We start from the raw sequence: 13,436 nt of genomic DNA, 5'->3' as shown, positions 1-13,436 counted from the left end.
CATTTGCGCTTAGGCAAGTGGCGCTGTGACACAAAAACCATTGAATTGACTAAGCTATATTCAATTCAGATTTCAACTCACGTTTCAAAATCTTTCCTGTCGCACTCATCGGGAGGTGTTCACGAATTTCGACATAACGAGGATATTTAAACGAGGCTAATTGCTCTTTACCCCACTTTTGTAATGAATCGGCGTCAATGTATTCTTTTGGTTTAAGTACAACGTAAGCTTTTATCTCTTCGCCATACTCTTCATTTGGAATCCCTATCACCGCGACCATTGAAACTGCAGGATGAGTCATGAAAACTTCTTCAATTTCTCTGGGATAAACATTAAATCCACCTCGAATGATCAGATCTTTCATTCTATCGACAATAAATAAATTACCTGAACTGTCAAAGCGGCCCACATCACCAGTATGGAACCAACCATTTTGTAGCGCAGATTCAGTAACTTCTGGACGGTCAAGATATCCCTTCATAACATTATGACCACGCACAACAATCTCACCTTCTTCGCCTATCGGTAGTGCATTGCCTTCAATGTCGATAACTCTTACTTCGACGCCTTGAACCGGTTGACCTACCGAGCCTGGTATACGCTCCTGATCCAAATGATTAAAACATGCAATAGGACTTGTCTCCGACAAGCCGTATCCTTCTAAGATCGGCACATTAAATGTTTCTTCAAAGGTTCGAAAGATTTCGGTTGGCAATGACGCACCACCGCTTACTGCAACACGCAATGACGAGGTATCAAATTGATGCTGCACATGAAGCAGACCGATATACATCGTTGGCACACCAGCAAATATCGTCACCCTATGTTTTTCCACCAGCTCAAGAACATGTTTAGGCTCAAACCTAGGCACTAACACCAATGTTGCCCCGCCCAAAACACTAGCATTTAAGTGGACAGTTTGACCAAATGTATGAAATAAAGGCAAAGTTACTAAGTGAATATCATCGGCCTGGCTGCCCATAATATTTTGTGCCACCAGAGCGTTCATTATGATGTTCTGCTGAGTCAGCTCAGCGCCTTTTGGTAAGCCTGTCGTCCCTGATGTATACAAAATCACACAAGTATCATCCGCATTACGCGGTATATAATCCGGCAACGGTTGGACATCAGCTATAAACGCATTGAGAGTTATTACACCATTCCAATAGCTTTCATCTTGAGATTGAGTCAATACGACGATGCCTTCGCATGTATCGACTTGTTCAAAGGCTTTGACACCCTCTTTTGCCATTGGCAGTTCTTTCGTCCCTTCAAAGCAGAAATAAAACTTCGCTTTTGAATCTTCTAAGTGATACTTAATTTCTCGCGCTTTCAAAAGCACATTTAATGGGACTGCAACCGCGCCAGCTTTTTGTATTGCATAATAAACAAACGCGAAAAAAGGAATGTTTGGGCATGAAATCGCAACGCGGTCACCTGGCTTTACGCCTTTATTGATTAAAGACGCTGCGATCTTGCCGGCGATCGCATCAAACTGCGCATAATTTATCTTTTCAGCGCCACATATCAACGCCGTTTTATCTGGTTTACTCGCAGCATTTCTTTGTAACGCAGCAGCAAGATTCATCATAGTATCTTTACCTCTTACTTGTCTTTCTCGTCTAATCAGCTCAGGAGCATTAACTAAGCAAGTTATCCTTAACACTGGATCGTCAGCATTTGAGTCTCACTAGTCATTACCATTTAACATTATGTTTACAACGCAATTAGAGCCAAGAATGTAAAGCAATTAACATTTCAGAAGGCAAATTAATAAAAGTGTGAGCTTGAAAGAGATGAATTGTTATAAATATCAACCCAAGCCACTAAAAACTCTGACTGCAATAGCAAATACAAAAGCGGTTAAAATTAACAAAAAGAAAACAAATAAAGAAAAATAAACTTGAACAATCCTAAGCGCGATCCTTATAAGAAAAATCAATAGCAAACGTTTGCCATTGAACAAAACTTTATCGTTCGTCAATAAAATATCGATTAATCCATCAATAATACCTTGCTGCATATTGCCAATTGTAAACGATAAGTGTAAAAAGCAAGGCGAGATAATTATCCGTAAATCCATTTATGGTTAGTGGGTAATTTTAGGATTTTACATTTTATTAGCACAGAGGTTATGGAAGTGTTAAAAGAAAAGAGTTTGCTAAACAACATTGGCGTACAAGTCGTAATCGCCATGATCGTGGGCACAGCCGTTGGTGCCATGATGGGTCATGATGCGACAGTGTTCGCTCCTTTAGGTGCTATCTTTATCAACTTAATCAAAATGTTGGTTATTCCTTTGGTCGCTGTAGCCTTGATTTCTGGCGCCGCTGGTCTTGGGAACAGCCAGTCAGCAGGTAAAGTTGGCATCGTCACTCTAGGTTATTTTGGTTTAACATCCGCCCTAGCCGTTGCGCTTGCACTATTTATGGGTGAAGTATTCCAACCAGGCATGGGTATCGACGTCTCTGGCGTTGAAGGCATGTTCTCAGCAGAATACGCTTCAAAAGGTGAACTACCTACTTTCTGGGCAACCATCACTGGTATGATCCCAACCAACGTTTTCCAATCACTAAATGAAGCAAACATCCTACAGATACTCGTTTTCTGTATGTTCTTTGGTATTGCGATTTCTAAGCAAGCAAAAGAACGTCGTGAACCAATCATCAATGGTGTTAACTGCATCGTTGACGCAATGGTTTGGATGATCAATAAAGTAATGATCATTGCACCTATCGGTGTATTTGGTCTGATGGCAGAAGCCGTCGGTACGTTCGGTTTTGGTGCGCTAATGGTGGTGTTTAAACTGTTCGTTGTTTACGTTGCCGCCATCCTAATCTTCGGTTTCGTTGTTTACCCAGCAATGGTGCATGTATTCACGAAGACATCTGCGAAGAAATTCCTGTCTTCAATGAAGAAACCGCAAGCAGTTGCGCTTTCAACAGCGTCTTCTATGGCAACACTGCCTGTCACAATGGACACCTGTGAAAAAGAGCTGGGCGTAAAAAATTCAACTGCATCATTTGTTCTGCCTCTAGGCGCAACGATCAACATGTCAGGTAATGCGATTTACTATGGCTTGGTTGCTATCTTCTTTGCTCAACTGTTCAATATCGATCTAGGCATGGGCGCTTACATTGCAATTATCGTAACGTCTACATTGGGTGCGGTTGGTCAAGCGGGTGTTCCTGGCCCTTCTTTCCTAGTGGTTGCCGTGCTTCTTGCCGCTGGCATTCCAATTGAAGGTCTACCGCTGCTATTCGCTCTTGACCGTATTTTCGATATGATTCGTACAGCACTGAACATCACAGGTGATGCTGCATGTGCAGTTATCGTTGATGCGCTAATTGAAGAAGAAACGGCAGAAGCTGAGCTAAAAAAGCAAGAAGCCTAACCCTTTCTTGAATAGACCAAAAACCGCTCATAATGAGCGGTTTTTTTGTCTTTTCTTGCATTACGTAACTATACAAATAGAAACCGATGGCATAAATTTTTCAAAATGATATAAACCATTACAAAATATAACAAAACGTTAGAGCTAGGTTATATCATGAGTCTTGAGCAATCTTTGGAATATCTCACCAAAATAAATTTGCCGATCGAATCAAAGCAGCAGGCCCTGGTTGACTCAGTTATTCTTACCCTAACGAAACAAAAACGAGATGCTCTTTTTCAACAGGTTGCTCTGTATCGAATAAAACTGCTTAAATCTCTCTTTCCTAAACACGCATCAAAAAGTCTTTCTGCACTATTTGAGTTAATGGATTATCGAGATTTAGTGCAACAGTATCCGACAGGTTTCTCCAAAGAGATTCGTTTACTTGAACAACTTGCCGCAGATTGTTACCCGCATTGGATGGTTTTCTGGTGTCAATGCGAGATCGAAGCAATCAAGCAAAAATATCCTTCAAACGAAGCGGCGATTCCTACTCCGCTTCCGTTTGACGACCACAGCTATACTAGCGTGTTAATTGAAGATATCGCAGATTTCGATCTTGAGGTAATGCTGCCAAATCATGCAGCGTTAATGCCGATTTCCAAAGCGATCACACTGAGTAATCTTGAGCTTTTCGTCCAAACTGAACAATGGTTTGAAATCTTGCCTCTTTTATCACTCTCGCAAAAAGGGCAGCACTTTGCGCTCTTGCTCAAATCGTCATCTTCACCAATCATGGTCTCCTCCGCTTTAGTGCAAGGCTGGCATCAGCGAAATAACTGGCTCAGTTACTCACCACAGTTTAGTAACGAACAATGGCAGTTTTGCTTTCCTAATCATGGGTACAGTGTTCTCAATCAACTGGGTATTTTGGAGTGTCGTGCTCTAACTCATGAGCACACTCTTATTGGGTTTGATGCTCAGTTTCAATCTCATGTAAAGAACACTGAAGCGGTTTGCGAAGTGCTGCGCCTTACGGTGGGAGGCAACATCCAACAAAAGCTGTATTTTTTGTATCTGGCGCAAAAAACTATGATGAGCGAGCTCTATAAAGCAGGCTATAAGCTCGGCTTTACCATTATTGAGCAAGTATTTATGTTAAATTTCTATCAATCTATTGATTTAAGTGCCTACTTTCACTCAGGATACCGCGACATTAACGGTGACGGTACCAAGACATACCGCGGTTTCTGGAATTTAGGTATAATGGTTGAAGCATTTCAAGACATACAATTTCGCGACTACAAACATTGCGTACGAACAAAAAGAATGGATAAAAAGGTGAATGAGCATGCTTGATGTTCATTTGCACGGTCTCTTTTACCCAAAAGCAATGGCATTGTACGCGACTGTACTAATAGTATTCGCTTGGCTACTGTATTACTGCTATCGCCTAAAACAGAAGAGTGAATCAATCTTAGGCTCGCATCACGCGCCTTACATCGCTTATTCCAGCTGTATCATTGTTTGGATAAGCAGTAACGCCTATTTCCATACCGATTTATTGCCAGAATTAGGCTCTGTTGGTGGCATTTTTATGGCTAAGTTAGCGAACTTAGCGTCTTTTTTCGCCTTTGCGTTTGCATTCTATTTTTCTTGCCAGTTAACCGCAGATGTTAAAAAAACAGCGGTCAAAGTCTGGCAAAAAGTCGTCTTTGTCGCACTAGCAACGTATTCACTGTACATCAACTTAGTGCCGAATCTTACTGTCGAAAATGTCACCATTAGTGGTCCAAGCCAGTTCGTCATTGAATTTGGCCCACATACCTCATATTTTTTCATTAGTTTGCTAGCTTTCGTGGTACTAACGCTGCTTAACTTGATTGCCATGCGCGCGAACAGCAGCAAGCTCACGCTAGCAAAAAGCAACTATATGATCGCTGGCATTTTGGTATTCATGTTATCTACGGCAGTGATACACCTTGGAATGACGTATTTCCTTGGCGACTTCTCCCTAACTTGGTTACCACCAGCACTTTCAATCAGCGAAATGTTGTTTGTCGGCTATGCTCTACTTACCTCTCGCTTCTACAGCGCTAAATATCTCACGTACTTAACGGTAAGCGCGCTCTTAGTCTGCGCCATTTTTGTTCTGCCGCTAGGGGCGATATTTATTCCTATCTCTGAAGATAACCAATGGCTTGTTGCGGTACCTTTATGTGCGCTTATCGGTATCACTTGGCACTTGCTTTTTAAGCGAGTCAGTCGTTTCGCTTCGTATTTTATTTATGGGAAACGACACACTCCCGTTCAGCAAATCCTTGGGTTAGAGGAAGAGTTTAAACGCTCAATAGATGATGCTATGCATCAGTTGGCATCGTTACTTAACATACCAAACAACAAGCTGCAGCTAGTCACTAGCAATTACACAGAAACGTTTTACGAAGAGTACCTGCCGTCAAGCAAGTCAGTTCTCGTGCTTGATGAGTTGTCTGAAGAAATTGATTATGCCTCCTCTTCTAAAGGGTCGATGAGAAAGCTCTACGAGCGCATGCGCTCAAGCAATACTGCGCTCGTTATGCCTCTCTTCGGTCGTGGAAAGTCTGTTACTCACTTACTAATTTCTTCACATAAAATAGATAATAAGCTGTTTTCTAATGAAGAAATCTCAGCTCTGCAAACGTTATTAGTTCGCATCCAGAGCACCATTGAAGCCGATAGAAAGGTACGCCAAAGCCGTGCGCTGGCTAACTCCATTGCACATGAAATGCGTAACCCTCTCGCTCAAGTACAATTACAATTTGAAGCTTTAAAACAACATATAGAGTCAAACGCCTCACTGGATACGCTAAAAAGAGAAATTGATAAAGGTGAAGCCGCTATACAACGCGGTAGACAACTTATCGATATTATTTTACGAGAAGTTAGCGACAGTTCACCAGAGCATGAGCCTTTAGCTCTCACTTCCATACATAAAGCCATCGACCAAGCAGTAAGCCGTTATGGTTTTGAAAACGATCAAATAATAGAGAGAATTAACCTGCCACAGGCACACGATTTTGTCGCGAAGTTAAATGAGACCCTGTTTAACTTTGTCATTTTCAATTTGATTCGTAACGCTATCTACTATTTTGATTCTTATCCCGACAGTCAAATTGAGATTCGTACCCAGACGGGGGCTTACGAAAACATTCTGATCTTCCGAGATAGTGGGCCAGGTATAGATAGCAGTATCTTACACAAGATATTTGATGACTTTTTCTCGTATCAAAAAAGCGGAGGCAGTGGCTTAGGTTTGGGCTATTGCCAACGTGTTATGCGCTCCTTCGGAGGACGAATAGAGTGCCAGTCTGAATTGAACGAGTTCACAGAATTCTACTTGTATTTCCCAGTCGTACCAAACGCACCAAAACCAGAGACATTGAGAGCACCGGACTTTGATAGCTGGAAAGCAACCCCATCACATTCTGAAAATCATTCAGCTCAACACGTACAAGTATGTAAAGATGCACCAACAGTGCTCATTGTTGATGACAAAGAGGTGCAACGCACCTTGGTACAGATGTATTTAAAAAGATTGGGAGTCAACAGCTTACAAGCAAATAATGGAGCCTCTGCGGTAGAACTATTCCACTCTCACAAGATTGATCTCGTTCTTATGGATGTCCAAATGCCGGTAATGAATGGATTTGACGCAAGCCAACGGATTAAGCAAATCACATCCTCCGTTCCAATCATTGCCTTATCTGGTGAGTCTGGAGCTAGAGAGTTGGAGCTAATTTCGAAACTCATGGATGACAGACTCGAAAAGCCCACCACGTTAAATGCACTTCAAGTCGTCATCCAAAGATGGTTACAGAACGAGAATTTTGCACCTTCCAACACTTTTTAATCTGCAAATATAGAATTGGCACTAGATGTGCATTATTGGAGTAAATCGAATTATCCAGAAGGTCAAGCAGGCTGCAAAAGAGTAGCGTATGAGCTTGATAAGGAGATCGCCATGTTACTTCATCGACATACATACTACGGCTTGATTCATCATGGAATCAAAACACTGTTACTTGATCGCTTAGGCCACTATACAGAAGAAGAGTATCATCAATATCTGAGCCTGATGACTGGTAAATCCACTTGCTTCACGATGTCTCTCGAAGAGCTAGAAGCAACGGTCGATAACTTACTACGGGAAGGCTATTTAGAAGATGTAAAAACGCTTATTTCCCAATATCAACGTGTTGCTTAAGGTTTAAAACTCTCAACTCTATTGCCGCTTCACGCGGCAATTTTTATTCCTTCCATTTGCTGTTTCGACGTGGAAGAAGCTTGCGGGCTGTACGATATACTAAGCGTTACTATTCTTACCTTAACTTCCTCAGTATTCACATCTTGTCAGATTCCGTTAGACTGTCTTCAATTCAATAATTAGGTAGATTTTGCCATCATGAAGCAGATCCTAGACTTTATACCACTCATCGTTTTCTTCGCTTTATACAAGCTGTACGACATCTACGTGGCGACAGGTGCACTGATCGCAGCAACAGCCATTCAGCTTGTCGTCACCTATGCGCTATATAAGAAAGTCGAAAAGATACAGCTAATAACATTTGTTATCGTCACTATCTTCGGCGGCATGACCCTTTTCTTCCACGACGACAATTTTATAAAGTGGAAAGTCACCATCATTTACGCGATTCTGGCGATTGGCTTAGCAGTGAGCCACGCATTGGGAAAATCAGCCATCAAAGGTATGCTAGGCAAGGAAATTACGTTACCTGACGCTGTTTGGGCAAAGATTAACTGGGCTTGGGTTGGCTTCTTCTCATTCTTCGCTGGCCTAAACATTTATATTGCTTACGAATTGCCGTTGGATGTTTGGGTTAACTTCAAAGTATTTGGAATGTTGATCGCGACATTTGCCTACATGATTGCGACTGGCTTTTACATTTATAAACACATGCCAAAAGAACAAAAAAATAACTCATCCGATGTGTCCACTGATGATTAAAAACTCAGTTTTGCTATAATCCGCGACTTCATAGCGACCTTAGGGTCGCTGTTTTGCTCCATGTATCAGTAAACCGCTCAAACAACGTACCGTTTTCAGACCATTCTTGCTGCTGTAAATCAACTTTCTCTGGTCCGGTATCTGCGGTTTTTTAAGGACCTTTGGTTCTAGGTATTTACTATGTTGGCGCTTAGTTTGAGCGCCTTTAAGATTTAGGATGTCACAATGAGTCAAGAAATTAGCTCTCCGAAAGGTCAAATGCTGCTTCGTACCCTTGCAATGCCTGCAGATACAAACGCCAATGGCGATATTTTTGGCGGTTGGATAATGTCTCAGCTCGACTTAGCGGGCGCGATTCTGGCAAAAGAGATCTCTTGTGGTCGCGTTGTCACCGTTTCGGTATCAAGCATTACGTTCAAAAAGCCTGTTGGTGTGGGCGATGTCGTATGCTGCTACGGCGAATGCACTAAGATCGGCCGCACATCCATGAGTGTCGATTTGGAAGTATGGGTCAAACCCGTCAAAGCTCACGGTGTTGGCGAACGCTTCATGGTTTGTGATGCGACCTTCAACTACGTAGCCATTGACAGTGAAGGTAAACCACGTCCGGTTCAGAATTAGTCAACCTACAACGCTAACAGTTAGAAAGGATCTCACATTTTCTGTTGTTCACTTGTGAGAGACACAAAAAAGGCGTTAAATTAACACTTTACCCTACCAATTAAGGAACTATGCTATGTGGTATGTCATCTTTTCACAGGACGTTGAGAACTCGTTGGAAAAACGCATGAGCGTTCGCCCACAACACTTGGATCGCTTACAAAAGCTACAAGACGAAGGTCGCCTTCTTACAGCTGGTCCGATGCCTGCGATAGATTCTGACAATCCTGGTGAAGCTGGATTTACGGGCTCAACTGTCATCGCTGAATTCGCCTCTCTAGAGGATGCTAAAGCGTGGGCAGAAGCCGATCCTTATGTAGCGGCTGGTGTTTACGATCATGTAATCGTGAAACCGTTCAAAAAAGTGTTTTAATTTATGAAAAAATTACTGTGTCTTTTCTTGGTATTTGGTGCTCTGGCTGGCTGTTCATCAACCGATGATAATCAGCGCCAACTTGAGCTTATGGCATCAAACCGAGCAGGAGTCTTGTCTGCGGGCCTCCCTTTAGAGTACGGTCCACTGCAAATAATGCGTGTCTCATCCAACAAAAATGTTGTAGAGATGATGATGATTTATAACGATGGCGCACTCGGTGCAAAGCCGTTAAATCAAGTACTGAATACCAGTATCTATACCTACTGCAGCAACCCAGAAGTTCGCAAGCAAATTGATATGGGCTTGATGTATCGTATTAAGGTACGTAATTCTCGCGGTCAGTTGATGGCAGATGAGTTGGTTTCCGCACAGACTTGTACTCAGGTGAAGTAGCTACAGTAATTTTTGTTGCTTTCGGCATGAGACGATGATTCGCTATTATTGGATAATCTGAAAACGAAAGTTAACAATTAAGAATAGAAAAACGGAGACCACAGTCTCCGTTTTTATTTGCTGTAACGATGTGTTACGCCAGCTCAGCACGGAGCTTCTTCGCCGCTGAAACCAGATTTGCCAATGCGGCTTCTGTCTCCTTCCAGTTTCGTGTTTTCAGACCACAATCTGGGTTTACCCACAAACGTTGAGCCGGAATTTTTTCTGCCGCTTTCTTGATTAAACCTTCAATCCATTCTTCCGTAGGAATGTTTGGTGAGTGAATGTCATAAACACCAGGGCCAATTTCGTTCGGGTAATTGAACTCTTCAAATGCTTTCAGCAGCTCCATATTTGAGCGAGATGTTTCAATGGTAATGACGTCCGCATCGAGTGCCGCAACCGAATCAATGATTTCATTGAACTCGCTGTAACACATATGAGTGTGAATCTGAGTTTCTGGTTTTGCACTTGCCGCAGAGACCTTAAACGCATTTACGGCCCATTCTAAGTACGCTTTGTGATCGCGTTTTTTGAGTGGTAAACCTTCTCGAATGGCTGGCTCGTCAATTTGAATGATATTGATGCCTGCATCTTGCAGGTCAGACACCTCATCACGTAGTACCAAAGCAAGTTGCTGCGCAATTTCTTGACGTGTGATGTCTTCACGTGGGAACGTCCAACATAAAATCGTTACTGGTCCAGTCAACATGCCTTTCATCTGTTTGCTGGTTAGCGATTGTGCGTACGTCGACCATTCAACTGTGATCGGTTTTTCACGTTCAATGTCAGCAACTACAATGGCAGGTTTCACACAGCGAGAACCATAACTCTGTACCCAACCAAATTTGGTCGTTTGAAAACCCGCCAAGTTCTCAGCGAAGTATTCCACCATGTCGTTACGCTCTGCTTCACCATGAACTAGCACATCTAGGTCGAGCGCCTCTTGACGTTTTACTGCGTCAGCAATATGTCCTTTAAGTGCTTGGATATATTCAGACTCAGATAATTGACCTGTACGATAAGCACTGCGCTGAACACGAATTTCACCCGTTTGAGGGAAAGAACCGATTGTCGTGGTTGGCAACAGAGGCAAGCCCAATACTTCAGCTTGATGCGCAGCACGCTCCGCGTAAGGTGCGCTGCGCTCGGCAAGTGATGCAGTAATACTGTTTAAACGTGCTTGAACTTGTGGCTTATTCACATGCGTTGCCGTTTTACGTGCTTTGATTGGCTGGCTATAGGTATCACAAGCGAGAATCGCATTTTGATCACCATCGAGCGCTCGGCCAAGCAAGGCGACTTCTGCCACTTTTTGTTTTGCAAAGGCAAACCAACTTTTTACTTCTTCGCTCAGTTCTGTTTCCAGTGCTAAATCAACAGGGCTATGTAGCAGAGAACATGAACTGGCAACCCAAAGTTTGTCGCCCAGTTTCTCTTTGACTGGCTGTAGACGCTCGAGTTGGGCACTTAAATCCGAACGCCACACGTTACGACCATTCACAACGCCAGCAGAAAGCACCCACCCCTCCGGTAACTTGGCAACCACATCGTCAAGCTGCTGAGGGGCGGCAGATAAATCGATATGCAAACCATCCACCGGTAGCTCTACAATTTTGTCTAGCGTATCGCTTACGGAGTCAAAGTACGTCGTTAGCAGCACTTTTACATCGCTTCGAATCACTTGGTAGGCTAGCTTAAACGAATCAGCCCATTTGCTTTCTAGCTCCAGTGACAAAATTGGCTCATCAATCTGAACCCACTCAACACCTTGACTTGCTAGCTTTGCCAAAATAGCTTGGTAAGCAGTAAGTAAGCGTGGTAGCAGGGTTAAGCGGTCAAACCCTTCTTCGACCTCTTTGCCCAAGTAAAGGTAACTGACTGGACCAAGCAAAACAGGCTTCACTTGGTGGCCAGCTTGAAGCGCTTCGTTGACTTCTTCAAACAGTTGCGGCCAGCTCACTTCAAACGTATCGTCCTTGCTGAATTCAGGGACAATGTAATGGTAGTTTGTGTTGAACCATTTGGTCATATCCGATGCCGCAGCGCCCGCACAGCTGCAACCCGCCTGAGATTGACCGCGACCCACTTTGAACAACGTATCCAGGTTAGGGAAACCATCAGCGTGACGCTTTGGCACATGACCCAATAGCAACGTGGTCGTCAGTACATGATCGTACCAAGCGAAGTCGCCAGCGGTGGCAAAACTCAGACCAGCATCCGTTTGTGTTTGCCAGTTTTTGGCGCGTAGATCTGCCCCAACCTTTTTAAGCTCAGCTTGATCAATTTCTCCTCGCCAGTATTTCTCCTGAGCGAATTTTAAATCTCTTTTTTCACCAATGCGTGGATAACCTAGTATGTGAGTCGTTGTCGCCATGTCCCTATTCCTTTCTCAATTTTGTTCAATTTGTTTGGATCAGAGCATCTTTCGGTAAAGAATAAGATGTCTGGATGGCTAAACTATCGCTCTCATCTGATATTAGAACAACGTCCATTTATTCAACTTGTTTATTAAAAAAATTCATCATGAAGCGACATGATTCGCAAATAAAAACAACAAATAGACGTCTAGACGTTTACATATCCATTTTTTGTCGTTAAGTTATTTACACGATTGCTATTCTGTTCATAGCGAGCAACAAAGGATGAAAGGAATTCATGATAGAGCTAAAACATTTGCGGACACTCACTTCGCTTCGAGACACTGGCTCTCTAACGGCGACAGCGACCGCTTTGCATCTCACTCAGTCGGCACTGTCTCATCAGATCAAAGATTTGGAGGCGCGAATTGGAGGGCAACTGTTCCTGAGAAAGACTCGTCCGGTGAAGTTCACTTCTGAGGGAGAAATCCTATTGCGTCTTGCAGAAGATATCCTTCCGAAACTCGCAAGAGCAGAAAATGATTTAGCGAGCTTGAAAGAGGACGTCAATGGCCGATTACATATGGCCATTGAATGTCACTCTTGCTTCCAATGGCTAATGCCTGCACTTAGGGAGTACCAACTTGCTTGGCCTAGCGTAACATTGGACTTTTCCTCTGGTTTTGGCTTTGAACCACTCCCAGCTCTATTGGCAGGCGAACTCGATCTCGTTATTACTTCCGATATCCAACCTCGATCCGAAGTCCACTACGAGCCTCTATTCGACTTTGAAATGCGTTTAATTACCGCAACCAACCACCCATTGGCGGAAAAAGAAATTATTGATCCGCAAGATCTCGCAGATCAAACCATGCTCTCTTATCCTGTTCAAAAACAACGGCTAGACGTCGTAAAACACTTTCTTCAGCCAGCAGGAATAGAACCTGCGAAATGGAAGCAAGCCGACAACACTCTCATGTTAGTTCAGATGGTCTCTGCTGGATTGGGGGTGGCCGCACTACCCAATTGGGCGATTTCTGAATTTTCTCGCCAAGGTCTTATTACCAGTAAACCTTTCGGCCAAGGCTTATGGCGTCGCTTGTTTGCTGCAACGCGTCACTCAGAGAAAGAAAAGCGTTACTTACAAGCTTTTTTCGCAACCGCGAGGCTACAATGTAAAAGCCACCTTGACGGAATCAAGGTGGCTTAAAAGATTTGGGTTAT

Annotated in this window: 11 protein-coding genes; 9 read left to right on the top strand and 2 right to left on the bottom strand. The window is 43.2% G+C overall.

Going from position 1 to position 13,436, the window contains the following annotated elements:
* Positions 1-49: 49 nt before the first annotated feature.
* Positions 50-1,591 (bottom strand): long-chain-fatty-acid--CoA ligase, encoded by a 1,542-nt coding sequence (locus R7E78_RS11030; protein ID WP_033905678.1) that lies wholly within the window; start codon positions 1,589-1,591, stop codon positions 50-52.
* 543 nt (positions 1,592-2,134) lie between these two features.
* Here R7E78_RS11030 and R7E78_RS11025 point away from each other — a divergent pair.
* The 8 genes from R7E78_RS11025 to R7E78_RS10990 all read left to right on the top strand — a co-directional run bounded on the left by R7E78_RS11025 (position 2,135) and on the right by R7E78_RS10990 (position 9,813).
* Positions 2,135-3,394 (top strand): dicarboxylate/amino acid:cation symporter, encoded by a 1,260-nt coding sequence (locus R7E78_RS11025; RefSeq protein ID WP_005376774.1) that lies wholly within the window; start codon positions 2,135-2,137, stop codon positions 3,392-3,394.
* Positions 3,395-3,550: 156 nt separating this feature from the next.
* Positions 3,551-4,735, top strand: a complete 1,185-nt coding sequence (locus R7E78_RS11020) for an acyl-homoserine-lactone synthase (protein WP_262640464.1) — start codon at positions 3,551-3,553, stop codon at positions 4,733-4,735.
* Positions 4,728-7,268: a hybrid sensor histidine kinase/response regulator gene (locus R7E78_RS11015; RefSeq protein WP_086046909.1), complete on the top strand. Its 2,541-nt coding sequence runs from the start codon at positions 4,728-4,730 to the stop codon at positions 7,266-7,268. The genes R7E78_RS11020 and R7E78_RS11015 overlap by 8 nt, the downstream gene beginning before the upstream one ends.
* A 111-nt stretch (positions 7,269-7,379) precedes the next feature.
* Entirely contained in the window at positions 7,380-7,622 is a 243-nt protein-coding gene (locus tag R7E78_RS11010; protein ID WP_005376770.1) for a hypothetical protein, read from the top strand.
* A 198-nt stretch (positions 7,623-7,820) separates the two neighbouring features.
* Positions 7,821-8,384, top strand: coding sequence for a septation protein A (locus R7E78_RS11005; RefSeq protein WP_064368603.1), 564 nt, complete (start codon positions 7,821-7,823; stop codon positions 8,382-8,384).
* 225 nt (positions 8,385-8,609) lie between these two features.
* On the top strand, positions 8,610-9,005 hold the full coding sequence (yciA, locus tag R7E78_RS11000; protein WP_005376768.1) for an acyl-CoA thioester hydrolase YciA: 396 nt from the start codon (positions 8,610-8,612) through the stop codon (positions 9,003-9,005).
* Positions 9,006-9,120: 115 nt separating this feature from the next.
* Positions 9,121-9,417 (top strand): YciI family protein, encoded by a 297-nt coding sequence (locus R7E78_RS10995; protein ID WP_005386727.1) that lies wholly within the window; start codon positions 9,121-9,123, stop codon positions 9,415-9,417.
* A 3-nt stretch (positions 9,418-9,420) separates the two neighbouring features.
* On the top strand, positions 9,421-9,813 hold the full coding sequence (locus R7E78_RS10990) for a GspS/AspS pilotin family protein (protein ID WP_005386726.1): 393 nt from the start codon (positions 9,421-9,423) through the stop codon (positions 9,811-9,813).
* A 133-nt stretch (positions 9,814-9,946) separates the two neighbouring features.
* Here the strand turns inward: R7E78_RS10990 and metE are convergent, their stop codons facing one another.
* Entirely contained in the window at positions 9,947-12,229 is a 2,283-nt protein-coding gene (metE, locus tag R7E78_RS10985) for a 5-methyltetrahydropteroyltriglutamate--homocysteine S-methyltransferase (RefSeq protein ID WP_262640466.1), read from the bottom strand.
* A 281-nt stretch (positions 12,230-12,510) separates the two neighbouring features.
* Here metE and metR point away from each other — a divergent pair, with 281 nt between their 5' ends.
* Positions 12,511-13,422, top strand: a complete 912-nt coding sequence (metR, locus tag R7E78_RS10980) for an HTH-type transcriptional regulator MetR (protein WP_005376763.1) — start codon at positions 12,511-12,513, stop codon at positions 13,420-13,422.
* The last annotated feature ends 14 nt before the right edge of the window (positions 13,423-13,436 follow it).

The organism is Vibrio sp. YT-19(2023) (genome assembly GCF_033337395.1).
The sequence above is the reverse complement of the archived record's forward strand: the minus strand, read 5'-3'. Positions and strand labels throughout refer to the sequence as shown.